The sequence below is a fragment of the Victivallis sp. genome, from assembly GCF_048170485.1.
Lineage (GTDB): Bacteria > Verrucomicrobiota > Lentisphaeria > Victivallales > Victivallaceae > Victivallis.
Map to the genome: position 1 here is coordinate 1 of NZ_DBEXAY010000184.1, position 25737 is coordinate 25737.

The window sequence follows — 25737 nt, forward strand, 5'->3', positions numbered from 1 at the left end:
GTAATTTGAGCGTCATTCAACAACCTTTCATAGATACCTTGCGGGAGATTCTTGTTCGCAAGATCATTGAACTGATCTGCAAGAACATTCTTTTCCAAATCCTGCAGAGTCTCGTCATTCAGGTTGCTGCTTTTCAAAAGAGTCACTTTTTTCAGTAATTCGCAACGCCTTGCTTTGTTTCGGGTCAGCAGATTGCGTAACTGCTCCTCCGTGGCAAGACCATCCAGGAACATTTCATGAAGCTGCTCCTCTTTGGTTGCCAGATTTTTCAATTCCACGTCATACTTTGCCAACTCATTTTTATCGTTCAAGAGTTCAACAGCTTTTCTATGCCGTTCAATCAAAGCAATGGACAACAGGGGATAAATAGCATCATAAAGAGCGGGTTCTCCACGCAATCCCGATTCAAAACGGATTCGGCTGTTACGGCAGTTGACATGATTACGGTCAAGCGTCCGTTTATTGCAGGTATAGTAAATTTTTCCATGTTCCAATAGACATATCAATTTGCTGCCGCATTCTCCACAGTAGAGTTTACCGGACAATGGAAGCCAGTGCTTTTTGGCTCTTACATGATAATCGGCCCGCTTGTGCGAAATGATCTTCTGCACTTCCTGCCACTGCTCGAAAGAGATGAACTCCTGACCGGTAATCTGCACGTTTTTAATCAATTCGCCCTGACTGTTATACTGATAACCGCAATAAATCGGCTGTTTTGCAATGGCATAAATGGAGCTTTCATAGAAAAAGATCTCTTTCCCCCAGCGTTCATTGCAATCACGGATGATTGCCCGGTAAGGACGATAGGCACAAATATTGTCATAGATGAAACGGATGATCTCAACCCATTCGGGAATCACCTCGATTTTTCCGTTGCCAAGATAGCGAATTCCATGCATCTTGGCATCGCTGCAAAGTCTGCCGCTGTCTTTCTTGATCCGGAAAGCGTTGATACTGTTCTGCCGCTTTTTCTGCAAATCCTCATAGAGAATCTGATTTTTGATTAAGGTAATTAACTGCTGGTCAAATTTGCTCAGGTCAATCGTTCCGCCTTGAACCTGCAGAACCTTCACCTCATTTTCTTTCAGAAGCTGATTGATATGCCCCTCCAGAAAACTCCCGTTGATCGGACGGTACAATCGGGTCAATTCATTGACCAACACAAAATCAACCTCAGAAAGTTTTTGCAGAACCTGACATAGCCCCAACCGGAAATCCTTCTTGGAACTTTGGTTGAGAACCCATTTCATATATGCTTTGTCAAGCCGGGCAATTTCCTCCGCTCCCACTGGATAAGTCTCTCCGCTGGTGTTGAGATCCTTGTAGATGCCAATAATTTCAAGTTTTTCTTTTGCCGCCAGTTTCTTACAGTTGGAAATCTGCGCCTCCACCGACTCAGAAAAATCATCCTTCCCGCTGCTTTGCCGTGCATAGATCAGTGCTTTCATTGTTTTTGCTCCTCATTCTACTTGTTTTAATATACACCATATTGTATATTTAACAAGTAGTCATAGTAGTTATTGCTATTATTGCAATTCTGGCCGCCATGCTGCTGCCCGCGTTGGAGAAAAGTCGCCAGAAAGCCCGGGCCATTACCTGTGCCAATAACCTCAAGCAATGTGGTGTCCTCTTTACAAATTACAGCAATGATTATAATGATTTCATTCCGCCGGCAAACTCTCCGAAAGGCACAGGTCTGGAGAATGCCGGAACGGAATGGTATCCGAATTTTACTTACGCAACCATACTTTTGGCGTATAACTCTTCCTCTATTGCCGCTGAATTTTCCGATTCCGCAACCCCGGAAGCTCGAAAAGCAGAGCTGTTGAAAATCTTTAACTGCCCCACAAAACCATATCAAGCAATTCCCGACACATATTATGGTGCGGCCTCCCGGCAGGTTTACGGGATGAACCCCATGTTAAAGGGGTCCTGGGATACACGAGTACTGATTAAACTCAACAATATCAATCGCATCACCCACTACGTTGCTTTCGTTACAGGAAAGCAGCCTTCCTCCACTATCTTACTGGCAGACAGTGTTCACGCCGGAAGTTCCGCGAAACCAGCGTTCGTTGGAAAAATCATGGCCAATTATTTCAGCGCAGCTGACGCAAAAATCGCCCTCGCTCATGGGAAACAAGCCAACGTACTGACTCTGGACTGCAGTGTCCGGTCTATGGGGATTAATGAACTTGCCTCACTGGCGAAACTGTCAACAGACAATATCTACAGCAGTGATGGTATAAAATTACGCTGACCGAAATGAATGATTGAAGAAAGATGAGAAACAAATGATGAATCCTCTATACAAGACCTTTCTAATTTTTTCCCTGGCAATTGGAGCATCTGCGCCGGCCGCCGACGTGAACCTGCTGCGAAACAGCAATTTTGCAACCGGCATGGCCCAATGGAAACAGTCGAGCCTTCCTTGTCAGATCAGGGGAGGAAAGTTGATTGCAAAAATTCCCGAAGGTCGTTCTCCTTATTCCAGTTTGCTGTTCCAGCAAGTATCGCTTCCCGGCGGGAAAACCTACCGTCTGTCCTTTCAGATTGAATGCAAAGGAAAGGGAAGTTTCCGCGCCGTGTACCAGGACTCCCGGAAGCCCTATACCAACCGAGGACTCGCCATGAATTGGACACTGGGACCGGGAAGCCATTCTCTGGAAACCTTATTCACCTCCTCACAACGAGACGGGAATCCCGCTCAACTCACATTCAATTTCAGTCGCCTGCCCGGGGAAGTGTCGTTGTCTCACATTCGCCTGGAAGAGGTCTCCTTAGCCAGAATTCCATTTTCCCTCAGCCCCCAGTGGCGTGTTTTCTGGAATTGTCAACTGCCGACACAATGGCATGAGATTCCCCAAAGTCTCGACAATCAATCCGGCACGGTTGTACCCATGCAGAAGGGTTGGATCGATCTGCGCCAGTGGAAGCAGGGCGGATTTCAGCCGGAACGCTCCACCGCCATACTTTACAACCAGTTTGATTCCACGACATCAGGGCTGATGCGAGTTGGATTCTGTGCGGACTGGTATTTCGACATCTATTTCAATGGGAAACGTATTTTAACCAGGACGGGGATAAAACCCTTTTCCCCTGACAATTGTTTCGAAGACCTCATAGTGAAACAAGGCAGCAATCTGCTGGTCGCAGTAGTACGCGCAGGAAGCAGCGGGTGGGGATTCGGCTGTGGCATTCCCCGTTCTCCCATCATTTTTCAGGAAAATTCAACGTGGAAGAAATACCAACTGACTTCTCCGGAAATCGAATCAGGCAGCGCCCTGGATTTGTCTGGACAAGTGGACCGGCCGGCAGGGAAATCGGGCCGGTTGACAATATCGGACAAGGGCGAACTTGTCTTCGAAAAGGAACACGCAAAGCCGGTTCGTCTGCTGGGGTTCAATGGTATGAAAAATATTTTCGAGACAAAGGATGACGAGGCGTTCAAAAAAAGAGTACAACGTTTCGCACAAGCTGCCAGACGACAGGGATACCGGCTCTTTCGTGTTCACGCCCTTCTCGACAGATGGCTCTGCCAAGGAGCCACGCAGGATATGGCAATCAATCCGGCATATCTGGATCGCTGGGACTATCTTATTTCTGAGTTGAAGAAGGAAGGGATCTACATCCATCTGGTGATCTTTTCGTTTCACCTTTATACAAAAGAGAATTCTTCGGCGTTTGAAGACAGAACCCGGCATAAGCTGATGATGTATCTGAACGGAAAATGGGAAATGGATCGATTCCGGTATGCGGTGAATACGCTGTTTCAACACGTCAACCCATATACTGGAATTGCGTGGAAGGATGATCCCGCAATCGCCTGGGTGGAGTATTACAACGAACAATCGCTGGGGCTTGGCGGACGTATGTTTTCTGTATTGCAAAAGAATCCCGTAATACGCGAGCATCTTTTGCGCTGCTGGCATGGCTGGTTGGAGAAAAAATATGGAAAATCTATGCAGAAGGCGGAAATTCCGACATCTGCCGGGGAAAAACTCAGCAATGATTTTGCACTATTCTGGATGGATCAGGCCAAAGAGAGCGCATTGCGATGTGAAAAAATCATCCGGGAAACCGGCTATCAGGGGCTGGTGAGCAATTACAGCTATTCTAAAAACCTGGGCCATGCGGCAGTCCGTTGGGAAACGATACCACTTGTAGATGTACATGCTTACTTCAAGCACCCAAGCAACTGGACTCAAAAGGACTCTGTCGTTGAATCCGACAGCTCGATTGAAGAGGAAACGGGATATTGGAAAGACAGCAACTCCGTAAAATTGGCGGGACGCCCCTTTATCAGCGGAGAATTCAATCACTGTTTCTGGAATCCCTACCGCTATGAGTCAGGGATGGTTTTCGGCGGCTATTCTGCTCTGCAAGGATATGGCGCGTTGGAAATTCATGAGCAACCGGTGATTCTGGATGATATTTCGAAAGAAGCGGCAAGTTGTTTTTATGTCGGCAACTCCCCCCTGCTTCGGGCTGCGCAGTTTTTGACCGCCTGCCTGTTTCAACGCGGAGATGTTCAAACTTCTCCGCACCAGGTTGCCCTGATTGTCCCTCAAAAATTTCTGCGCAATCACTCACAGGCCGACAAGGCCGTCTCCCCGGTCCAGGCCAACATCGGCCTGTTGGCAGGATTCGGACTTGTCTTTCCGGGGGAACCAGCAGCGGCGGGCACGATCGCTCAACCAGTTGCTGACCTCGCCTTCCCGATTTCCGGCAGTACGGAAATCCTGTCCCACGACTGGTTTTCCGAAGTGGTGAAACCGCAAAACAACCACAATGCGTTCTCCCTTGACGAAGCGGTCGCGATCATGAAAGAGAAAGGGATTCTTTCGCCCCGCAATATCAGCTCTCCGAAACGGGGAATCTTTCAAAGTGATACGGAAGAGCTTCTCCTGAAATCCCGTGAGAAGAAAATGACGGTCATAACACCACGTACAGAAGCGATTTGCATGACGGCCGGAGAACGGGAATCGTTGAAATTCTTTCAAGTCGAGAAAAATTCCGCCAACAGTTGTATCGCCGCATGTTCCATTGATAATAAACCGCTTGCAACAAGCCGCAGAATCGTTTTTCTCTACATGACCGAAGAGGCAAACAGCAATATGAGTCTGGCGGCAAACCGGGCCACGCTGCTCTCTCCGGGCTCAGCTCCACTCCTCGCCCGTACCGGTGTTCTTGAATTGAATGTTCGCCGGCAGGGAAGCTGGAAGTTGTATGCCCTCGGAATGAATGGGAGCCGGAGGGAAGAAATTCCCGTAAGGAATTCCGCTTCCGGCTTGAAGCTTCGACTCGACACCGCATCTCTGCAATATGGGCCTACTCCTTTTTTTGAATTGGTTGCAGATCAGGATGCTCCTGAACGGAAAGTTGTAACCGAATAAGTTATGGAAATGTATATCGTTGAGAATATTGCCGCGCGGCCGGATGTTGCCGTGAACGTTCCGCAGATTGTTTTCGAAGCGGAACCGGAACTGGAAAAACTTTCCGCCTTCGCCTGGAAATGCGCCGCGGAACACATCTCCTCCTGTCCCGGAGCGCCTCAGAGTCCCTACATGGACGAGGCGTTTGCCGAGGACCGGATCTGGATCTGGGATACCTGCTTCATGGTGCTTTACTGCAAGTATGCGCCGGAGATTTTTCCCGGCGTTGAAAGTCTGCGGAACTTCTACCTGCCGATGCTCGACGGCGTGGAGACGCCGCTCAAAATCCACATTCCCGACAACCCGCCCCTGTTCGCCTGGGCGGAGTGGGAAAATTATCGCATCACCGGAGATCGCGAACACCTGAAGGAGCTTTTCTTTCAACACCGCTATCCGCAGAGGATGTTCCGCTTCTTTGAATCCCTTCACTATGGCGACCGCTTTCCGTACATGAGTTCCCTCTACCCCGTGCAATGGCAGAAAACGCCATTCGGGTACCACTGGTCGGGCGGCCGCTGCGGCATGGACAACACCCCGCGCGGAGATTTCCCCCGTACCGTGATCGACAACGATCCCGCATATCGAAAGATCCTTTTTCTGGACGCCGCCGCCCAGCAGGCGCTGAGCGCGCGAATCATCTGGGAAGTGACCGGCGACACGGCGTTCCGCCAGGAGTATGACACCCTTGCAGCATTGCTGAATCACTACTACTGGGATGAAGAGGACGGCTGCTATTATGACATCGAAGCGACCGCTCCCCATCGCCGCGTCAAGGTCATGACTCCGGCCTCATTCTGGCCGTTGCTCGCCGGCGTTGCGTCACCGGAACAGGCGGCACGCATGGCCGCTCATGCGGAAAATGCGATGGAGCTGGGCGGTCCGGTGCCGTTCCCCTCCGTCGCGCGCAATTCGCCGCATTTCGACCCGGCCGGCGGCTACTGGCGCGGCGGCGTCTGGTTGCCGACCGCCTACATGGCCGTCAAAGCGCTGGAACAGTATCAATTTACCGCTCTGGCGGACCGTCTGGCGGAACAGTTGGTGCGGCATCAGTTGCGTACGTGGCTCGAATTTTCACCGCATACGGTGTGGGAGGTTTATTCCCCGACCCGTGCGGAACCCGCCACCTGCAAATACAACTGTCTGCCCGATCACGGCAAACCGGATTTCTGCGGCTGGTCGGCTCTGGGGCCGATCAATCTGACCATTGAAAATGTTCTCGGAATTCAGGCGGACGGCGTTTCCCGGATGATTCACTGGCGGCTGCACCACACCTGCCGCCACGGCATACGCAACCTCCGTTTCGGCGGCGTAACCGCTTCGCTGGAGTTTGACCGGGGAACCATTGCCGTGGAAACTTCAGAGCCGTTCCGGTTGAAAATCGAAGACAGAATATATCACATTCCGGCAGGCGTCTGCCGGATAAAGGAAGGAAAAATTTCATGAAGAGGATCGGAAAAATTTCACCCCGCACTTCGAACCAGATCCAGTCCTCCCGCATCGGCATCGGCTTCGAATGTCTCGACCGGAAGATGTGGGACGATGTGGATGAAGTGTACGACTATGCCGTCGCCACCGGCGCCAAATACGCCCGCGTTCAAACCGGCTGGAGCCGCACGGAACTGGTCCGCGGCCAATACGATTTTACCTGGCTGGATCGAACCGTCGACAAACTTCTTGCCGGCGGCATCCAGCCCTGGCTGAATCTCGGATATGGCAACATGCTGTACACCGACGCCCCGGCACCGGACGCCTGCGGCTGGGTTCCGCTCTACACCGAAGAGGCCAGAACCGGATGGCGGAATTACATCGCGGCACTGGTCCGGCATTTTCGCGACCGGGTATCCCTTTACGAAGTCTGGAACGAGCCTTACAGTAAGGGCTTCTGGCTGCCCGGCCCCCCTTCGCAAAGCGAATATGTGGAGCTGGTCAAACTGACCGCCGAGGTAATCCGGGGGATTCTGCCCGAAGCGAAAATCATCGGCGGCAACACCGGGACCGAATTGTGGTTCGCCCCTTGTATCGAAGAGTATATGAAGCTCGGACTGGGCCGGTATCTGGATGTGTATTCGTATCATCGCTACCGGGTCATGCCGGAGATTGAAACGCCGGAATGGATCAACTTCTATCGGGCCATCTTCAAAAAATATGGCGCCGACCACCTGGAGCTTTGGCAGGGCGAAGCGGGATTTCCTTCGGTCACCAGTGAAACGGAAGCGCTGGCCGGAGTGCCGATGAACGAAGAGATCCAGGCCAGACTGCTGTTGCGCAGTCTGCTGACCGACCTCTATCTGGAGAATGACTACACCTCCTACTTCACCATTTCCGACTTCAAATATTACTACAAGAACGGGTTCCGGAACAAACCCAATTATTTCGGACTGCTCACGACGGATACTCCGCCGCGCCCGAAAAAGTCGTATGACGCGTTCCGCCACATCTGTACGCTTTTCGACAGTTCCACCCGGCGGGATAAAACCACACTGGCGACGATGGAGACCTGCAACGCACTGGCGGAGAAGGACCGTTACTCGTTTCACGAAAAAATCACCTCCTCCAATGTGGTCGCATTCGAGCGGAACGGCCGGCCGCTGATCGCCTGGTGGCAGAAGGTTTCCGCGTTGAAAGATTCTTCGCCATACCCGATGAATCTGCTGGTATGGTCTCCGGACAAAGCGTTTCAAAAACCGGTCGTGATCGACCCGCTGACCGGAGAGGTGTTTGAATATGATTTCATCTACGAGAAACCGGATTGCCGGGTGAAGATCCTCGACGCTCCGTTGAAAAACTATCCGATGCTGCTGGCGGACCGGGAGGCCGTTTTGAACTGCATTTCGGTGGAAGAATAAATCCGGGCGAGGAGGCGCCCGTGGCGCCTCCCATCCCGGAACGGACCATTTCTCATGGAGGGCATGGGGGCCTCTCTCCGGAGTTGCAAAATTGCCCGGATGCCTCCCCCCCCGGGAGAACGGCGAAGAATTGACGCTTCAACCCGGAACCGGCGGTCGCCGGCCCGAATGCATGCAAAATATCCGATGCGATTGCCCAAGAGCATTTGACTTGATGTTTTTGTATGCTATTGTATGGACCGCCGGAACTGTGTCGAGACGAGAATCGTTCCGCGGCTCCGGCCTGAGTTCTCCGCAGGAGAAAAACATCGGGAGGTTCCACGCGGCAGCGCTCCGTTCCTCCATTTGCCAATTTTGACCGGAAGGAGTCCGTCTCATGCTGAAAACTGTCAACACCCCCGTCGGCCCCGTCTCTGTTCACATTCAATCCGACGACTGGAACTGCGAACTGCGCAACAACAATCCGCTGCCCGGCATCACCCTCGTCACCCTGGAGCTCCAGCGCGACACCCCCGCTGTCCTGCCGCAGACGACCATCAGCTGGGTGGTCCCCTCGATCGACATCCAGTACCGCTGGCATCCCTTCGCCGGCACGACCGGCTGCTGGCTTCCGCCGGACTGGAACCAGTCCCTCCTTCACAGCGAACTCGCCATCGGCTCCCCCGTCGTCAGCCTCTGCAGCCACCGCGGCGCGAACCGCATGACCTTCGCCTTCTCCGACGCACTCAATCCGGTCGACATCCGTTGCGGCATCCGCGAAACCGACGCTTGGCTCGTGAATGAGATCCACTGTTTCACCACCCCTTCCGCGCCGGCGGACAGTTACTGCGCCACCTTGCGGATCGACACCCGCAGTTCCGTTTCCGGCGAAACCGCTCTGGCCGACGTCGCCGCCTGGTGGGCCGCCATGCCGGAGTACCGCCCCTGCCCGGTTCCGGATGCCGCCCGGCATCCCTTCTATTCGACCTGGTACAGCTTCCATCAGGATCTTTTCGATCACGAACTCGAGGAGGAGTGCAAACTCGCCCGCGAATACGGCATGGAGGGAATCATCGTCGACGACGGCTGGCAGACCGAAGACAACAGCCGCGGTTACGCCTACTGCGGCGACTGGGAGATCTGTCTCAAACGCTTCCCCCGGATGCGCGAACACGTCGACCGCGTCCACGCCCTCGGCATGAAGTATCTGCTCTGGTATTCGCTGGTCTGGGCGGGCTACGAAAGCGAAGCGTACCGCCGCTTCTCCGGCAAGTTTCTGTATCACAACGACCGGCTCCGCGCCGCCGCGCTCGATCCCCGCTTCCCGGAAGTGCGCGAATATCTGCTCAACATCTACGAACGCGCCCTGATCGAATGGGACCTTGACGGCTTCAAATTCGACTTCCTCGACTCCTTCCGTTTCGACGGGGAGGATCCCGCCGTCGCCGAAGGGTATGCCGGGCGGGACTACAAGCTGCTCTCGCGTGCGGTGGACCGGCTGCTCACCGACGCCATGACCCGGCTGCGGGCCATCCGCCCGGACATTCTGATCGAATTCCGTCAGCGGTACATCGGCCCGGCAATGCGCAAGTACGGCAACATCTTCCGGGTCGGGGACTGTCCCTGCGACGTCATCGCCAACCGGACCGGCATCGTCAACATCCGGCGATTGTCGGGTGATACGGCGGTCCACTCCGACATGCTCATGTGGAACTACAAGGAGCCGGTGGAGGTCGCCGCGCTTCAGCTTCTGAACGTGCTCTTCGCCGTACCGCAGATCTCGGTCCGGCTCCGTGACATTCCGGAGTCCCACCGCCGGATGCTGAAGTTCTACCTCGACTTCTGGCGGGAGTTCCGCGACGTACTGCTCGACGGCAAACTCCACGCCCGGCAGCCGGAATGCAACGACACGGTCGTTTCCGCGGAGAAGGAGAACCGCCGGGTCAGCGTTCTTTACGCCGCGCACAGCGCCTTGCATCTCGCGCCGCAGGATGGCGGAACGGAGTGCATCGTCAACGCCTCCGGCAGTGTCGGATTCGTGCTCGATCTCGACCGGGAACCGGTCGAAAGCACTTGTTTCGATGCCCAGGGCAACGTCATCCGGCTGGATGCGATTCACGCCGGCCTCAACCAGGTGAGTCTGCCGCCGGCCGGAATGATCCAGCTCTCCTTCTGAGCGAAAAATTCAGAACAGTTCCCGGGCGGAAAACAACGCCCGGGAACCGCTCCGGAACGGATAGAGCCGCTCTGAAAATGCGCGGTTTGCATCAACGACGTCCCGATACGGGGTATCCGTGATGTCGACGGCGCCGAAATTGCAGTTTTCTCCATCCCACCGCCCCAGAATCGGCTGGTCGAACAGGGTGAAGAAATGGATTCCGACCAGATTCGGATGGCGAGCCGCCGATTCATACTGGCGGAAAACAACCTCCCGTCGTGCGCCCGGCATCGTTCCCGGATTGGCATAGGGCCCCCAGGTGCCGCGCTCCAGTTCGCCGCCCACGGTCGACTCCGTGATGAGGATGGGCACATCGGCCATGCCGTGCGGTGCGAAGTGATCAAAGACCGGCTGATAGAGATTGTAGGAGACCACATCGCAACATTCGGCTGCGGCGCGATTGAGTCTGCGATTGGTGTAGTCATATCCGACATAAAGCCGGGAGCCGAGATAGAGAGTATTGGGGGAACCGGCTTTCACGACCGCTTTTGAAACGGTGAAGAACCGGCGGACCGATTTCTCAAAGAACTCGTCAATATCTTCCCGCCAGCCGTTTCCCTCCGGCAGAATCCGCAGCCGGGCCAACGCATCCCAATCCGCGAAATCACATTTCCAGGCGGAATTCAGCGCTTCGATCGAGCCGTATTTTTTCCGGAGATCCCTCATCAGCTCCTGTTTTGCGGCGGTCGCGGGATCCGCGATCAGAGTGTCGGTTCCCAGCGATCGCTTCCGGTTGGCGAAACGCAGTTCATTGCCGACAAAGATGCCGATGCACCACGGATCGTTTCTGCACCAGTCGAACTCCCGGCTGAAGATCTTCTGCATTCCGGGTTCGAATGCGGGATCGAAGACATCGTAGAATCCACCTTTGGCCAGACGGGGCAGCCCTGCGGGAAGAGGCAGATTCACCACATAGGGAATCCGGCGCATGCGGCAGATTTCCTGATCGCTCCAGTTGCCGATCGTGTTGAATCCCCAGTCGGCCAGCCGGAGGAGCATGAAACGGTTGAACGCATCCCGGTAATCGGGGCCGTACTTCCTCCGCAGATTGGCCGATGTGAAGCCGAATCGACCATCCTTTCGCGTGCTCTTTCCCTCAAAAAACTTCTCCAGTCCCGGACCGCCGGTCAGCAGATCGGTACTGCGAATCGAATTGAGACCGCGGGAGAAGAACAGCCGCCCTTCCGGATCGATCAGCCACCATTTCCCCTGATATTTTTCCGTCCGGAAAAATCCGGTCGCCTTCAACTGTGGTCCCTCCGCCCAGCCGCCATAGCGGTTCCACCCGGCGACCGGGGCGCGCAGCTGTCCGGCCTCCTCCCGGAGGCGGCTCCGGAGCGCTTCGTCGGAGTGGATCTTCTGCGGCCACTCCTTGTGGATATACTGCCCATACCGGTCAATGCAGGGGAAGAACCGTTCCGGCGAGGTCACTTCAGGCGCCACTTCCGACCGCCCGGAAACCCGGCAGTTGCGGATGGAAAATCGAACTTTTCCCGGAGCAAAAACCTCCACTCGAAGCCGGGTCACGCGGGCGGAATCGAAATTTCTGCCGCCGCGAAACCCGATCGGCACCCCCCGAAGCCGGGGCGGGAATCCGGGATCGAACCGCGACGGTCCGGCGTGGTTGAGCCGAAAGCGCAACGGTTTTGTCTCGCCGGGGCGAATCGATGAACGCCCCACCAGCTGATCGTTCATATAGAATGCGACACCGCAGAAACCATCCGGATTCCGATTTTCCACTTCACACTCAAAACGGCTGAATTTGGAAAAGTCCCAGTGCTCCCCCTGGTCCGGACGCAGATGAAGCCCCATCCACGGCTGATTGCCGGTCGCCAGGATCTCCAGATTCCCGGGATTCTCCACTCGTGCGGAAATGCCGGCGGCGCAAGCCGCTTTGGCAAACGTCAGTTGTTGTTCCTCCGCTGCAGCAGACAGAATACCGCACCCCAGAACAGCAAGCCACATCAGGATTTTCATGCTTCCATCTTCCTTTCATCATTATGGATATGACACGAGATCCGACATATAAAAATATTGCGGAGTCACACAGCTCAACTTCGGAGTCCTCCACTCCCCCAGCGAGAGCCAGCGGACATGGCCGTCCGCGGCGGCCGCACTTGACTGGGCGAGGTGGCGCAGATGAATGCGTCCGCCGCTGGAAGTGTTCGATCCCCACATATACCGTCCGTATCCACGCCACGCTCCGGCATCCGCAGTGACGGTGTCTGTGCCGAGAAAGGTGACGGAGGGTCGTTTCATGCGGTTGGCCAGAAAGAAAATGGAAGATCCATCGACATGCAGAAACTTGCCGGCAAGGGCGGTGAAAGCCGCACCGGAAAGATTCCACTGATTGTGAAATCCATAGCTGTAGTAGAACTGGGCGGAGGAGTTGAGAGAGGAGTTGCGTATCTCCTCCGTGATCGGATTCCCGATCTTCGGACAATTCAACACTTTAACATTCAGATACTTCAGGCGGAGAAACATCGTGGTCCATGGAGTCGAGTATGTCTTCTCCGCCGTCTGAACAATCAGCATGTCGTTGAATGCCATACTGTACTGTGCCTGTGCCATCATGACCTGCCGGAGATTGCCCTGACAATTCGAGGCAGCGGCCTGCTCCCGCGCACGCGTCAGGGCAGGAAGCAGCAGAGCCATCAGGATGGCAATGATACTGATAACAACTAGAAGTTCTATTAACGTAAAATATCTTCTCATGAACGCCTCCTTGCTATATGTTGTGTTGCCATGGACCCCCTGCGGGAGAAATTTTTCTTGCTCCGACGCTCTTCCGGACACACAGAACCGGAGCGAGCCTGGTGATGTGCGCAATGCTGTCCACCCCCTGCATGATGTAGTGGTCGAGCAGGTACATCGCCTGATATCCCAGTTCATACACCGGATTGCGGAGGGTTGTCAGCGGCGGATCAAAGCTCTCCGCGGCAGACAGGTCGTCAAAGCCGATCACCGAAAAGTCCTCCGGAACCGCACAGTGAAACGACCGCAGGACCCGGATCAGTTCCATCGCGGAAATGTCATCCCGGCACCAGAAGGCGGTCGGAGGCTCCGGATCCTCCATCGCCTCTCGAATCTGTTCCCGGAACGGTTCCCCGAACTGATGCCGCTCGGAAACGATCTCAAATATCCGATCGAATCGCATCGGCTCGCGCAGAAACGGTTCCAACACCGTGGCCCGGTCGTTCATCATATAATGAAACTCCGGCACCCTCTCTGGTTCGGTTCGAAGCGGATAGACGATTCCGATGCGCCGGTGGCCGTTTTCCCTCAGAAAACTGGCGACGGTATGGGCAACCTGTTGAAAATCGAAGGAAACCACACCAATCCATGGCAACCCGAAATCGCAGTCGATCGACATCTGCGGCAGATCGTTCCGCGCCACCAGTTCGGCGAGCGGAGGATCGGTCTCGAACTGCCGGCCGCCGAGGTGGATGACTCCGGCATAGTTCCGTACGAGTTCCTCCACAGATGCAACAATCTCCTGCCGGGAGGCGTCTGGTGGCGGCAGTTGATACGGGATCAATGCGTAGCCCCGCTCCATCGCCCGGTCGGCGATGCCGGAATAGATCCCGAAATGACGCTGCCCATACTCCGTCGACGGCAGGTAGTAGTCGGAAAACATCGTCGGCAGAATCAACGCAATGTTCTGCGGACCGGAACGTTTCAGCGGCGTAACAAACCAGTTGCGCTCATGCTGGCGACGGACGATCAGATGCTCTGTTTCCAGCCGGAGATACACTTTCCGGACCGTCTGCCGGGCAACGCCCAGCGCCTGGGACACACGGTTGACCGGCGGCAACGCCTTGCCGGCGAATTCCCGACGGTGCAGACGCAACCACTCGGAAAAGGCATCATAAATCACGGAAATGGTACTGTTTCGCGAACAGTTGCACATTTTCTCCCGCAGATTTCCCAGAAATGCCGGTTCCATGCTTACAATCTCCGTTTTTCTAAACTATTATATTCTGATTTTTTCAGATTGTCAACTGAATTTTCAAAATCTGCAGTTGTTATTGCCAATAGGGTTTCTATTGTAAACAATTCATTTCGGGCAGAAAAGTCAGGCATGCCGTTTCTGAAGATGATACTGTATTTTTTCAACAGCCCCCATGACATACCTGGCGCGAATCTTACAGGAATGGGACGCACGGTACAGCAGAGGTGTGCCGCATCTGTCTCGACGCATAGCAGCAGAAGTGAACATTGCGAGCACGCTGAAACACAAATTTCAGCAACTGCCCGCCGCAGAGCGGCGACACACTCTCCAGAAAAAACATTCCGCGGCAGATTGCAGTTGCCTCAACTGCAGATCAATCGATGGCCGTGCACGAAGCGATTCGAGCCGACTTCTCAATGAATTCGCCGGAATCTGCGCGAAACTGCTTTAAAAACACGAAAGAACGATGTATATTATCGGATACGACGTCAAACCGATCCGGGAGGAGCTACATCGATGCGGATTCTCTTCGTTTGCACCGGCAACAGCTGCCGGAGTCCCATGGCGGAACTGTACTTCGACGACCTCTGCCGCCGGGCGGGCCGGAGCGATTTTCTCGTCCGCTCCGCCGGAACCTGCACCGGAGACGGCGGAACGGTCTCCCGCGGCGCCGCAAGCGTGATGCAGGCGCTCAACATCGACAGCAGCCGCTTCCGCTCCCGCAGTCTCACTCCGGCCATGGCCGCGGAATCGGATCTCATCGTCGCCATGACCGCGTCCCACCGGCAGGCGGTCCTCGCTTTGGCGCCGGATGCGGCTTCCAAGGTCCATCTGCTGCTCGACTTCGACGGCGGCGGCGATGTGCCCGATCCCTTCGGCGGCAGCGACGCATGTTACCGGGCGGTGTTCGCCCGGATGAAACCGGCTCTGGAAAATCTGGCAAAACAGCTATTTCGATAAGCGAATCAACAACTCACATTATCTTTTTGCAAGGAGAACAACATTTATGGTTCAGATCATCGACTGGTACGGCAAATCCCTCCGGGTTGCCATCGGCACCGACCACGGCGGTTTTTCTCAGAAAGCGGAGCTGGCCGCCTGGCTGGAATCCCGCGGAGCAAAGGTGATCGACTGCGGTCCCTTCTCCTTTGACACCACGGATGACTACTCCGACTTCGGCGCTCCGGTGGCCCGGGCCATCGCCCGCGGCGAAGCCGAGTGCGGCATTCTGATCTGCCGCTCCGGCGTCGGCATGGGAATCCTCGCCAACCGCGTCCACGGCGTCCGCGCCGTCGTCGCAGACAACGTGGAACTCGCGAAGAAGAGCCGGACTCACAACTGCTCGAACGTGCTGGTTCTGCCCGGTGACTCGCTCGATTTCGCCGGCATGAAACCGGTCATCGAAAGCTGGTTCAATGCGCCGTTCAGCGGCGACGAACGGCATGTCCGCCGCCTGATCAAGCTCGAAACCAACACCTACGACGACATCGCCGCGGTGCGCGCCGCCGATCCCGAAGTCGCCGCGATCATCGACCACGAAGCGGAACGGCAGGCCGACGGCATCGAACTTATCGCCAGCGAAAACTTCGCTTCGTGCGCCGTCCGCGCCGCGCAGGGTTCGGTGCTGACCAACAAATACGCCGAAGGCTATCCGGGCAAGCGCTATTACAACGGCTGCGAATTCATCGACCAGATGGAGTCGCTCGCCATTGAACGGGTGAAGAAGCTCTTCGGCGCCGAAGCCGCGAACGTTCAGCCCCACTCCGGCAGCGCCGCCAATCAGGCGGTCTACATGGCGCTCTGCCAGCCCGGCGACACGGTGCTGTCGATGAGCCTCGACCACGGCGGCCACCTGACCCACGGGCATCCGCTGAACTTCTCCGGCATGCTCTACAACATCGTTCCTTACGGCGTCAACCGCGAGACCGAAATGATCGACTACGACGAAGTGGAACGTCTCGCCGTCGAACACAAGCCGAAGATGATCCTCGCCGGCGCCTCCGCCTATCCGCGGGTGATCGACTTCGCCCGTCTGCGGGCGATCGCCGATCTGGTCGGGGCCAAGCTCTTCGTCGACATGGCGCACATCGCCGGACTGGTCGCCGCCGGAGAACATCCGAACCCGGTTCCCTACTGCGACGTGGTCACCACCACCACCCACAAGACGCTGCGCGGACCGCGCGGCGGCCTGATCCTCTGCCGCGAAGAGTACATCAAGGCGATCAACTCCAAGGTGTTCCCCGGCATGCAGGGCGGCCCGCTCGAGCATGTGATCGCGGCCAAGGCGGTCTGCTTCGGCGAAGCGCTCACGCCGGCCTTCAAGGCCTATCAGCTCCAGGTCAAGCTCAACGCGGCGAAACTTTCGGCCGAGCTGGTCCGCCGCGGGTTCCGGATCGTTTCCGGCGGCACCGACAACCATCTCATGCTGATCGACCTGCGGCCGAAACACGCCACCGGCAAAGTGGTCGCCAACGCGCTCGACCTGGCGCGGATCACCGTCAACAAGAACATGATCCCCTTCGACCCGGAGAAACCCTTCGTCACCAGCGGCATCCGGGTCGGAACCCCGGCGGTGACCACCCGCGGGCTCAAGGAGGCGGAGATGGTCAAGGTGGCCGACTTCATCGAACGCGGCGTCGAACTGCGCGAGGATGAGGCCGCGCTCCGCGCCCTCGGCAACGAGGTCAAGGAGTTCATGGCGGATTTCCCGATGCCCTGTTTTTAATTCCGGAGAGGACCCAAAATGATCGATATCAAATTTATTCGTGAGAACAGCGAACTCGTTCGCGCCAACTGTATCCGCCGCGGTTTCGAGGTGGATATTGACGGTCTGCTCAAGCTCGACGCCGAAGCGCGCCGTCTCTCGCAGGAGTCGGAGGCGCTCCGAGCCGAACGCAACCGGCTCAGCAAGGAGTGCGCCAAGGATCCCGCCGCCCGCGAGCAGGTCAAACAGCTCAAGACGGTGCTCTCTTCCAAGGAGGAGACGCTGGCCGGGCTTCAGGAGCAGATGCATCAGATCCTGATCCGCATGCCGAACATGCTCGCGCCGGATGTGCCGGACGGGCAGGACGACACCGGCAACGTCGAAATCAAGAAAGTCGGCAAAATTCCGACCTTTGACTTCAAGATCCGCGACCATCAGGAGCTGGGCGAACTGCTCGACATCCTCGACATTCCGCGCGGGGCCAAAGTGGCGCAGGCCGGATTCTACTACTGGAAGGGCAAAGGGGCGATTCTGGCCCAGTCGCTTTACTTCTGGGTACAGCGGGTGCTGGTCGAACGCGGCTTCACGATGTTCATGACCCCCTGCCTCGCGAAGGAGCGCACCCTCTTCGGCACCGGCTATCTGCCGTTCTTCGCCGATCAGACCTACAACATCGAAGGGGAGGATCTCGCTCTCATTGGAACTTCGGAGCAGACGCTGGTCGGCTACCACGCCGACGACGTGCTCGACGGGGCGAAACTTCCGCTCTGCTACACCGCCTTCACCCCCTGCTTCCGCACCGAGGCGGGCAGCTACGGCAAGGCAGCGCGGGGGATCTTCCGCGTGCACCAGTTCCACAAGGTCGAGCAGATCATCTTCTGCAAGCCGGAGGATTCGCCGAAATACCACGAATTCTGCCTGGCGAACGAGGAATACATCCTCCAGCAGCTGGGGATCCCCTACCACGTGGTCAACGTCTGCGTCGGCGACCTCGGCGCGCCGGGGTACAAGAAGTATGACATCGAAGCGTGGTTCGCCGGATTCGGCGCCTACCGCGAGGTCACCAGCAACACCAACCTGACCAGTTTCCAGAGCCGCCGGCTGAACATCCGCTACAAGGATGGTGACACCCGCGACTACGTCCACACCATCAGTGCGACGGCGGTGACCGACCGGGTGCTGATTGCGATCATGGAGAACTTCCAGCAGGAGGACGGCACAGTCATCGTGCCGGAGGTGCTCCGTCCGCTGTGCGGCTTCGACCGGATCGAACCGGCGAAGAAGTAAAAACCAGCAGCGTTACGATTCCGGGCGGGAGTGCAGATGCATTTTCCGCCCGGATTTTCATTCAGAGGAACATATCCAACTCCTGCGAGCGATTGCGTCGCTCAGCAGCCGGACCGCTGGTATCTCGCACGCAGAGCCTCACCGGAACCCCGAGCCGTCGGGGGACCACCAGAGTTGGCACTTGAATCTTGCGGATCAGCGTTTCAGCAGCCAGACGGCCAATCTCTTCGCGTGAACAAAGCAGCGAAGTGAGCTCGGCAGCTCCCGGATCCGGCGTGTTCTGCCCTCGAAAACCGATCACCGAAAAATCTTCCGGCACGCGACATCCGATGCGTCGGATCGCCGCAGTTAACTCCCGGGCGAAGATGTCATTCCGACACCAGAATGCCGTCGGGCACTGCTCCTGTTCTAACAGTTTCAGCAACTGCCTCTCCAGATCTGCCGGCTGGGAAAAATAGAGACAGGCCTCCTCCAAAATCTCTACACCATGCCGGGCAAACAGCGCCATTGCCTGCGGAGAACCGGTAAGGTCATAACAGCAGAGATGATGTTCCCGGCAATCGGCGGCCAGGCAGAGGCCGAGCCGTCGGTGCCCGAGCGGCTGCAGATATTGCAATAGAGTTTCCGCCAACAGATCGCAATCGAATGAAACAGTCGTCACATTCGGATAATCCACCGCACCACAAAGCAAAATCTGCGGAATCTTCTGCTGTAGAAAAATCAACTCCAGGGTCGGGTCCGTTTCAAACCCGCGGTCACCGAGGTGAAGAAGTCCGACCAGCCGCGGCAGAACTGTGTCGATCCAGCGTTGCACCTCGTCGCGAGGAGCCTCCGGGGCCGGCGGGAAAAGCGGTACAGTGGCAAATCCACGCCGCCCCGCTTCCCCGGCAAATCCATTGTAATACCCCTGTGACATCGGTCCGGATAGGCTCTCCGGCGCATAGTACTCCTCAAACCGGCGCGGCAGAATGATGCCGATGCAGGGGACCCCCTTCTCTCCGGCGGAGCAGACCAGATAACAGCGGCCGTTCTCCCGTCGTCGCAACAATCCCTCGGCTGCGAGCTGTTCATACGCCTTGTGAACGGTTCCGCGGCCGATACCGTAACGTGCCGCCACCTGCCGTTCCGGCGCAAGCGCGCTTCCTTCCGGAATGGAACGACTCTCCCGCCGGAGAAACTGCCGCAGCCGATCACAGAACTCTCCCGCGGAACAACGCCGCCTCCCCTCTTCCAGCAGCAGATCAAACTCAGGAAGAATCCGTTCCATGTATCATCCCCTCAATACCACGCAGTATACCGTCTTATATAATACTATAATTAGTTTATGGTATTTATTCAACATTTTTTCTTAAAAAGAGTTTAATTTATGGTATCGAAAAAGTTGACTTTCTCTTTTCTTTCCGGTATAATTAGCTTGAAGAAGGGCGGAACATCATGAAGGAACCGATCCAACCAGCAAAGGAGTTCGGAAAAGTGAAACAGCATGATAAATTTACTCTGATTGAACTTCTCATAGTAATTGCCATCATCGCCATTCTGGCAGGGATGCTGCTTCCAGCGCTCAACCGGGCCAGGGAATCCGGCCGAAAAAGCGAATGCGTCAACCGTCTCTCCCAGACGATGAAAGCACACATCTTCTACGCGGACAGTTACGGAGGGGCAATCGTCAACCGCACCTGGTACAACTCCTACCTGCTGCCGCACTACGGTGCGGTCGGCTGGATCATGCGGATTCTGCCGCTGGAAATGCGTCGCTGCCCCTCCAATCCCGCCCGGTCCAACTACACAGCAGCGAACGGCGTCACCGTCTTCTCGTGGGACTCCTACGGCCAGGTCGACCACTTCACCTCCACGCTCTATTACAAGGTTCATGCCGACCAGCTCGGGCGCTTCACCGCCGAATACCAGGATGGCGGTTCTGTGAAAGGACGCTATTACATTCTGCACCGGATGCGCCGCCCGTCGGAGGTGCTTCTCTTTGCCGACACAGCGCTGGTTGCCGGTACCAACAAAGGCCGCACCTCCTGGTGCTTCAGTCCACAGAGTCTGCTTTCGCAGGACACCGCAATCTGGCTGGGACATCTCAACACCGCCAACATCGCCTTCGCCGACGGCCATACGGAAAGCAAGACACTGAACGACCTCCGCGATATGGACTTCAACAAATACGCCGACCGGAATGCCAATCTGATTCCATAGGAATTCAATCCATTGTACACCATAGGAGGAACCATGCTGAAGACAACACTCACCGCAGCAGCACTCATCGCTGCGCTGACTCTCGCCGTCGGTGCGGAAAAACCGCTGGTCGACCTGGAAACTTACGACATTTCGAAGATTCAGGTGATCGATTTCGGTCCGCCGCTCTGGGTGACACCGAAAGTGGTCCACTCCGACAAGGTGAAGATCCGCAAGGAAAAAAATTCCGCAGGCTGGGTGCTCGACGTCACCATCTCCGACGTGACACTCGACAATCCCGGCATTCTGCTGCCGCCACCGGAGGGAGAGCGTTACTGGAATCTCTCCGGCTACGAGCATCTCTACGCCGACATCGAGAACATGGATCACGATCAGCAGATGATCCTCTCAGTCCGGATTACCAATCCGCTGGTCGGACGCTACGAAATTGCCAACAACAGCGGATTCGCGCTCAATCCCGGCGAGAAACGGACACTCCGCTTCTACTACCCGCAGGCGGATGAATTCACCCGGTGCCGCATCGATGGACTCCGCGCCACACCGCCGGGAATCTTCGGCCATAAGAATGTCGATCCCCGCCGGGTTGACGCACTGATCTTCTGGGGGCACAATCTGCGCGGCTTCTCCCGAAATCAGTCGGTCCACTATCGCGTCGGCAACATCCGGCTCGCCAGACCGTACCGGGGACCGGGAGCGCCGGTAAACGATCCGGAAAAATTCTTCCCCTTCGTCGATCGCTACGGGCAGTATGTACATGCCGACTGGCCGGATAAGATTCACACCGACAGCGACTTCTCCCGCGCCATTGAACGGGAGAGAAAATTCAACCAACCCCGCCCCGCCGGCTGGAACAAGTACGGCGGATGGGCAGCCGGACCGCAGTTGAAGGCGACCGGGGCGTTCTACGTGACGAAATACGAGGGGAAATGGTTCCTCGTCGACCCGGAAGGACGGCTTTTCTTCTCGCACGGCGTCAACGCCGTCACCACGCAGGCGAAGGCGAAGGAGCGTCATTCCTTCTGGTATGAAAAGGCGGCGGTACGGCGCCCCGGCGGCATGCTCGATTTCGCCGAAGACAATTTGAAGCGAAAATACGGTCCGGAATTCCGCAAACAGTATCCGTCTGTGGTCGCCGACCGCTTCGCCGCCTGGGGCCTGAACACCATCGGCTGCTGGAGCGATCCGGAAATCCTCGCGGAACGGCGCACGCCCTACACACTGGATTTCGGCCTGGTCAACTACCGGCGTACAATCAAACCGGTGCCGGGGCTGCCGATGGGGATCTGGGATCCCTGGGATCCCAAGTTCGCCGAGGCGCTGGCAAAACGGGGCGACTCGAAGGTTATCGCTGCGGCGAAGGATGATCCCTGGTGCATCGGCTTCTTCCTGATCAATGAGATCAAATGGGGGGACCGTACCGCTGCGGCACGCGCTGTGCTGGTCTCACCCGCCGAGCTGCCCGCCAAGGCAGCCTTTGTGAACATGCTCAAAACAAAGTATCAGGCGATCGACCTGCTCAACGAGCGCTGGGCAAGCAGCTACCCCGACTGGAACGCAATTCTCAGGTCTCGGGAGCTACCCGATGCGGAACGTTCTTACGAAGATCTGCTGCAATTCAACACCGCTTTCATCGACCGCTTCTACCGGATCTGCCGCGATGCAGTGAAACGCTGTGCTCCGAACCGGCTCTACTTCGGTTCGCGATTCCACATCGACCAGCTGCCTGAACTCTATCAGGCAGCGGCGAAATACTGCGACGTGGTAGCCTGCAACACCTACACGTGGAGTGTCGACGGCTTCCGGCGGCAGGGACTGCCGGATGACAAGCCGATCCTGATCAGCGAATTTCATGTCGCAGTCCTTGATCGCGGCACCTTCAACGCCGACAGCCGTCCGGCGGGAGTCGATCAGAACGACCGCGCCCATGCCTATACCCGGCTGCTGCAGGGGGCGCTGCTCCATCCGCAGATCGTCGGGATGCACCACTTCTGCTGGCGGGATCAGCCGCTGACCGGTCGCGGCGACGGAGAAAACTTCGCCATCGGCGTCGTGGACAACACAGACACTCCTTACTGGGAGTTTGTCGACGCCATGCGCAAAGTGGGGGAACATATGATTTCCTACCGCCTCGCCGGAACATTCACCGATGAATGGAGAACGTCAAAATGAACCGCTCGCCACTCCTTTTCATCATCGCGCTCCTTGCCGGTCTCCACCTTGCGGCGGAACCGATTCTCTGGAATCCGGCGGCTCCCCAGTCAATCCCGGAAAAATTCATCAACGTCACCCCGGAAGGGGAAAATGCCGCGATCATCGAATTCCGGACCGGTGAGCGCCCGTGGCCAATGGTCTATTTCGCGCCGCGAAAAGGTGAAAGCTGGGATTTTTCCTCCTTCGCCTGCCTCTCCTTCGACATCGAAAATCTGGACGCAGAAAGTTCTGTCAGCGGCGATTTCGGCTTCGGCCCCGGCGCTCTGCTCGGTGTTTTCGTCGTACCGCCGGGCGAAAAACGCACCTTCACCTTCGCGTTGAATCACAGCGGAGATCCCGGCTTCGACCCGTTATTCCGTGCGAAGGGAATGCCCTCCGGCTTCCCTGGAGGAACCAATGTCGACACCCGTCGGATTGAACGGTTTCGCATCGTCTGCGGCTTCGCACGCTACAACCGCTTCCGCCTCTCGAACCTCCGGGTGCATGGAAGATACATCCCCTCTCCCGCCCTGCGCAGTCGGGAGAACTTCTTCCCGCTGTTCGATAAATTCGGGCAGAACCGGCATTCCGACTGGCCGGAGAAAATCCGCTCAGCTGCCGAATTGAAGCCGGAAACACCCCTGCCCCGCCTCGCCGACTGGAATCGGTACGGAGGCTGGGCAAAGGGGCCGCAGTTGAAGGCAACCGGATTCTTCCGGGTGGAGAAGTACGAGGGGAAATGGTACTTCGTTGATCCGGAAGGACGGCTCTTCTTCTCACGCGGCGTCAACAGCGTCGCCCTTTCCGCAAGTTGGTCGCTGCCGAAAACAACGGGAAAAGAGGCTCTCTACTTCGAGAAACCGGCAAAAACAGACGCACCTATCGATTTCTTCCGCCGGAACATCGAACAGAAATACGGCAGTGTTGACGCATGGAAGGCCGCCCAGCCGGAACGCCTCGCCGGATGGGGATTCAACACACTCGGCAACTGGAGTGACCCTTTTCTCTGCCGGCACGGCCGAATGCCCTATCTCATCGACATCCCGCTGCCCGCCTCAACCCGCCTGCCCGGAACGCCGTCGCTCTGGGATGTGTACAATCCGGAGTTTACCCGTCGCCTGGAACACTATCTGGTCAATACGATCGGATGGACCCGTGACGATCCCTTCTGCATCGGCTATTTCATCGGCAACGAGGTGAAATTCGGGCCGGAAGACGAGGCGGCCCGACGCATCTTCGCCGCACCGGCAGACCGGCCGGCCAAACAGAAACTGGTTCAGTTTCTGATGGAGAAATTCAGCTCAATTGACAAGCTGAACCGTGCATGGAAAAGTCAATACGCCTCGTGGGAAGAGCTTGCCGCCTCCACCCGGCCGCCGGAACGGAAATTTGCAAAAAAAGAGTTTTCCATATTCAGTCGGAAATACATCGAACGCTTCTATCAGATTTCACGCGACATCGTGCGGAAATGTGCACCGAATCACCTCTATCTCGGGTCGCGCACCCCGGTCGCCGACATCTACCGCGCCCATGTCAACGAACCGCATGCAGCCTATGCCGACGTGGTATCGGTCAACAACTACGCGTTGCAGCTGGACAATCTCAAGATGCGCGGCATACCGGACGACAAGCCGTTGCTGATTTCAGAGTCCAGCGTCGGCCACGAATCGCGGGGAATGTTTTCGTCTCTCAGTTACCCGGGGCTTGAACCGGGAGCCCGTGAGGACGCGCTCAACTGTCTGTTGAAAAGTGCCGCCCGCCATCCGCAGATCGTGGGCATCCACCACTTCCAGTTTGCAGACCAGCCGCTGATCGGACGCTACGACGGTGAAAACTACGGCATCGGGCTAGTCGATGTGACCGATACTCCCTACCGGGAGTTCGTCGAAGCAAATCGAAAATTTTCGGAACAACTCTACCGCTTCCGACATGAGACGCAGCCGATAACATTCCGAAAGGGATTTTGAACCGATGGAAAGATTCCGGAGAGATCGCCGGACGGGCGGAAGAGGAAATTTCGCTTCGCCCGTGATATCACATTGCAGAACACCTAGACCGCGGCGCGGTCGTGCTTTTCCGCAGGAAGGAGCGCCGGTGCGGCGCGGGTGGCGAGCAGGTCGATGAGTTCCGCCGGAGAGGCGGAAGCGTTGATCAGACGGCGGTGCTCCGGTTTGAGCAGTCCGCTGAATTCGGCATGGTTCAGGAAGGCGAGCAGGTGATCGTAGTAGCCGTGGATGTTCAGAAGCCCGCACGGTTTGCGGTGGATTCCCAGCTGAAGCAGGCAGATCGCGTCGAAGAACTCATCCAGGGTGCCGAAGCCGCCGGGCAGCGCCAGCCAGGCGTCGGCGAGTTCGAGCATCTTCGCCTTGCGTTCCGCCATCGATTTGACCACGTAAAGCTGCGTCAGGTTCCGCTGGGGATCCTCGATCGGATGCCCCTCCGGATGGACTCCGGTCACCCGGCCGCCGTTGGCCAGGACCGAGGAGGCGACGATTCTCATGAGTCCGGCGTCGGAACCGCCGTAGACCAGTTCGATGCCGCGGCGGGCCAGTTCGGCGCCGAGCTCCGCGGCAATCCGCGAGAACGCCGGATCACGCCCCGGATTGGAGGCGCAATAGACGGCGACCCGCCCCAGTTGTCTGCGAAACATCATAGAATTTCTCCTTTCTGTTTTCCCCGCCTTTCGGGGGTTTGTTCAATGTATTGCCCGCCGCCGTCAATTGCAATCCCGCCGGAAAGGATCTCGCACAATCCGAACCGCTCTCAAACCGGATTCTCATAAAAAAGCGTTTTTTTTACAAATTTCGATTTGAAATTGCCCGGAATCGGGTATAGTATGCTTTGGACACCGGGGCGAAGGGACGCACCCGGCAATTCGGGAAACGACGACGATATTGCCGGAACAATACGGGACGGATTTTCTTCCG

At 56.6% G+C, this 25737-nt stretch carries 17 protein-coding genes; 11 read left to right on the top strand and 6 right to left on the bottom strand.

Annotated features, from left to right (window positions below; translation table 11 throughout):
* Positions 1 to 1448: recombinase family protein (locus ACMLHG_RS09480; RefSeq protein WP_417170333.1), on the bottom strand; the 1448-nt coding region annotated here is incomplete at its 3' end.
* Positions 1449 to 1546: 98 nt separating this feature from the next.
* Here ACMLHG_RS09480 and ACMLHG_RS09485 point away from each other — a divergent pair.
* The 5 genes from ACMLHG_RS09485 (at position 1547) to ACMLHG_RS09505 (ending at position 10436) form a co-directional block, all read left to right on the top strand.
* Positions 1547 to 2260 carry a DUF1559 domain-containing protein gene (locus ACMLHG_RS09485; protein WP_417170334.1) on the top strand — a complete coding sequence of 238 codons (714 nt, stop codon included), beginning with the start codon at positions 1547 to 1549 and terminating at the stop codon, positions 2258 to 2260.
* A 13-nt stretch (positions 2261 to 2273) separates the two neighbouring features.
* On the top strand, positions 2274 to 5396 hold the full coding sequence (locus ACMLHG_RS09490; RefSeq protein ID WP_417170335.1) for a hypothetical protein: 3123 nt from the start codon (positions 2274 to 2276) through the stop codon (positions 5394 to 5396).
* Between the two features lie 51 nt (positions 5397 to 5447).
* Positions 5448 to 6878, top strand: coding sequence for an MGH1-like glycoside hydrolase domain-containing protein (locus tag ACMLHG_RS09495; protein WP_295806986.1), 1431 nt, complete (start codon positions 5448 to 5450; stop codon positions 6876 to 6878).
* The gene (locus ACMLHG_RS09500) at positions 6875 to 8281 is read left to right on the top strand and encodes a GH39 family glycosyl hydrolase (protein WP_417170336.1); all 1407 of its coding nucleotides are present in this window, start codon (positions 6875 to 6877) and stop codon (positions 8279 to 8281) included. Before ACMLHG_RS09495 ends, ACMLHG_RS09500 begins: the two co-directional genes overlap by 4 nt.
* A 376-nt stretch (positions 8282 to 8657) precedes the next feature.
* Positions 8658 to 10436, top strand: coding sequence for a glycoside hydrolase family 36 protein (locus tag ACMLHG_RS09505; protein WP_417170337.1), 1779 nt, complete (start codon positions 8658 to 8660; stop codon positions 10434 to 10436).
* A 9-nt stretch (positions 10437 to 10445) separates the two neighbouring features.
* On the opposite strand, the gene ACMLHG_RS09510 is transcribed toward ACMLHG_RS09505, so the two are convergent.
* Genes ACMLHG_RS09510 through ACMLHG_RS09520 form a run of 3 tightly spaced genes read right to left on the bottom strand, consistent with a single transcriptional unit; the run spans position 10446 to position 14424 of the window.
* Positions 10446 to 12455 (bottom strand): hypothetical protein, encoded by a 2010-nt coding sequence (locus ACMLHG_RS09510; protein WP_417170338.1) that lies wholly within the window; start codon positions 12453 to 12455, stop codon positions 10446 to 10448.
* A gap of 21 nt (positions 12456 to 12476) precedes the next feature.
* Positions 12477 to 13193: a type II secretion system protein gene (locus tag ACMLHG_RS09515; RefSeq protein ID WP_294432908.1), complete on the bottom strand. Its 717-nt coding sequence runs from the start codon at positions 13191 to 13193 to the stop codon at positions 12477 to 12479.
* Between the two features lie 13 nt (positions 13194 to 13206).
* Entirely contained in the window at positions 13207 to 14424 is a 1218-nt protein-coding gene (locus ACMLHG_RS09520) for a substrate-binding domain-containing protein (protein ID WP_417170339.1), read from the bottom strand.
* A 522-nt stretch (positions 14425 to 14946) separates the two neighbouring features.
* Here ACMLHG_RS09520 and ACMLHG_RS09525 point away from each other — a divergent pair.
* From ACMLHG_RS09525 to serS, 3 genes are read left to right on the top strand one after another with little or no spacing between them, the layout of a single operon-like run.
* The gene (locus tag ACMLHG_RS09525; RefSeq protein WP_417170340.1) at positions 14947 to 15390 is read left to right on the top strand and encodes a low molecular weight protein arginine phosphatase; all 444 of its coding nucleotides are present in this window, start codon (positions 14947 to 14949) and stop codon (positions 15388 to 15390) included.
* Between the two features lie 46 nt (positions 15391 to 15436).
* The gene (locus ACMLHG_RS09530) at positions 15437 to 17155 is read left to right on the top strand and encodes a serine hydroxymethyltransferase (RefSeq protein ID WP_294432905.1); all 1719 of its coding nucleotides are present in this window, start codon (positions 15437 to 15439) and stop codon (positions 17153 to 17155) included.
* An 18-nt stretch (positions 17156 to 17173) separates the two neighbouring features.
* Complete coding sequence (gene serS, locus ACMLHG_RS09535) at positions 17174 to 18421, top strand: serine--tRNA ligase (RefSeq protein WP_294432902.1); 1248 nt, start codon at positions 17174 to 17176, stop codon at positions 18419 to 18421.
* Positions 18422 to 18482: 61 nt separating this feature from the next.
* On the opposite strand, the gene ACMLHG_RS09540 is transcribed toward serS, so the two are convergent.
* Positions 18483 to 19688, bottom strand: a complete 1206-nt coding sequence (locus tag ACMLHG_RS09540) for a substrate-binding domain-containing protein (protein ID WP_294432899.1) — start codon at positions 19686 to 19688, stop codon at positions 18483 to 18485.
* 206 nt (positions 19689 to 19894) lie between these two features.
* Here ACMLHG_RS09540 and ACMLHG_RS09545 point away from each other — a divergent pair, with 206 nt between their 5' ends.
* From ACMLHG_RS09545 to ACMLHG_RS09555, 3 genes are read left to right on the top strand one after another with little or no spacing between them, the layout of a single operon-like run.
* Positions 19895 to 20620 carry a prepilin-type N-terminal cleavage/methylation domain-containing protein gene (locus ACMLHG_RS09545; RefSeq protein WP_294432898.1) on the top strand — a complete coding sequence of 242 codons (726 nt, stop codon included), beginning with the start codon at positions 19895 to 19897 and terminating at the stop codon, positions 20618 to 20620.
* 33 nt (positions 20621 to 20653) lie between these two features.
* A complete protein-coding gene (locus ACMLHG_RS09550; protein WP_295807006.1) occupies positions 20654 to 22789 on the top strand; it encodes a beta-galactosidase in 2136 nt (711 codons plus the stop codon).
* Positions 22771 to 24777 carry a beta-galactosidase gene (locus tag ACMLHG_RS09555; protein WP_417170341.1) on the top strand — a complete coding sequence of 669 codons (2007 nt, stop codon included), beginning with the start codon at positions 22771 to 22773 and terminating at the stop codon, positions 24775 to 24777. The genes ACMLHG_RS09550 and ACMLHG_RS09555 overlap by 19 nt, the downstream gene beginning before the upstream one ends.
* Before the next feature lie 83 nt (positions 24778 to 24860).
* Here ACMLHG_RS09555 and ACMLHG_RS09560 read toward each other — a convergent pair whose 3' ends face one another.
* Positions 24861 to 25463, bottom strand: a complete 603-nt coding sequence (locus ACMLHG_RS09560) for a TIGR00730 family Rossman fold protein (RefSeq protein ID WP_417170342.1) — start codon at positions 25461 to 25463, stop codon at positions 24861 to 24863.
* Positions 25464 to 25737: the final 274 nt, after the last annotated feature.

Excerpts from the sequence above, each read along its gene's own strand:
- ACMLHG_RS09485 (WP_417170334.1), top strand. The coding sequence starts at position 1,547 with ATGCTGCTGCCCGCGTTGGAGAAAAGTCGCCAGAAAGCCCGGGCCATT.
- ACMLHG_RS09500 (WP_417170336.1), top strand. The coding sequence starts at position 6,875 with ATGAAGAGGATCGGAAAAATTTCACCCCGCACTTCGAACCAGATCCAG.
- ACMLHG_RS09505 (WP_417170337.1), top strand. The coding sequence starts at position 8,658 with ATGCTGAAAACTGTCAACACCCCCGTCGGCCCCGTCTCTGTTCACATT.
- ACMLHG_RS09510 (WP_417170338.1), bottom strand. The coding sequence starts at position 12,455 with ATGAAAATCCTGATGTGGCTTGCTGTTCTGGGGTGCGGTATTCTGTCT.
- ACMLHG_RS09515 (WP_294432908.1), bottom strand. The coding sequence starts at position 13,193 with ATGAGAAGATATTTTACGTTAATAGAACTTCTAGTTGTTATCAGTATC.
- ACMLHG_RS09520 (WP_417170339.1), bottom strand. The coding sequence starts at position 14,424 with ATGGAACCGGCATTTCTGGGAAATCTGCGGGAGAAAATGTGCAACTGT.
- ACMLHG_RS09525 (WP_417170340.1), top strand. The coding sequence starts at position 14,947 with ATGCGGATTCTCTTCGTTTGCACCGGCAACAGCTGCCGGAGTCCCATG.
- ACMLHG_RS09530 (WP_294432905.1), top strand. The coding sequence starts at position 15,437 with ATGGTTCAGATCATCGACTGGTACGGCAAATCCCTCCGGGTTGCCATC.
- serS (WP_294432902.1), top strand. The coding sequence starts at position 17,174 with ATGATCGATATCAAATTTATTCGTGAGAACAGCGAACTCGTTCGCGCC.
- ACMLHG_RS09540 (WP_294432899.1), bottom strand. The coding sequence starts at position 19,688 with ATGGAACGGATTCTTCCTGAGTTTGATCTGCTGCTGGAAGAGGGGAGG.
- ACMLHG_RS09550 (WP_295807006.1), top strand. The coding sequence starts at position 20,654 with ATGCTGAAGACAACACTCACCGCAGCAGCACTCATCGCTGCGCTGACT.
- ACMLHG_RS09555 (WP_417170341.1), top strand. The coding sequence starts at position 22,771 with ATGGAGAACGTCAAAATGAACCGCTCGCCACTCCTTTTCATCATCGCG.
- ACMLHG_RS09560 (WP_417170342.1), bottom strand. The coding sequence starts at position 25,463 with ATGATGTTTCGCAGACAACTGGGGCGGGTCGCCGTCTATTGCGCCTCC.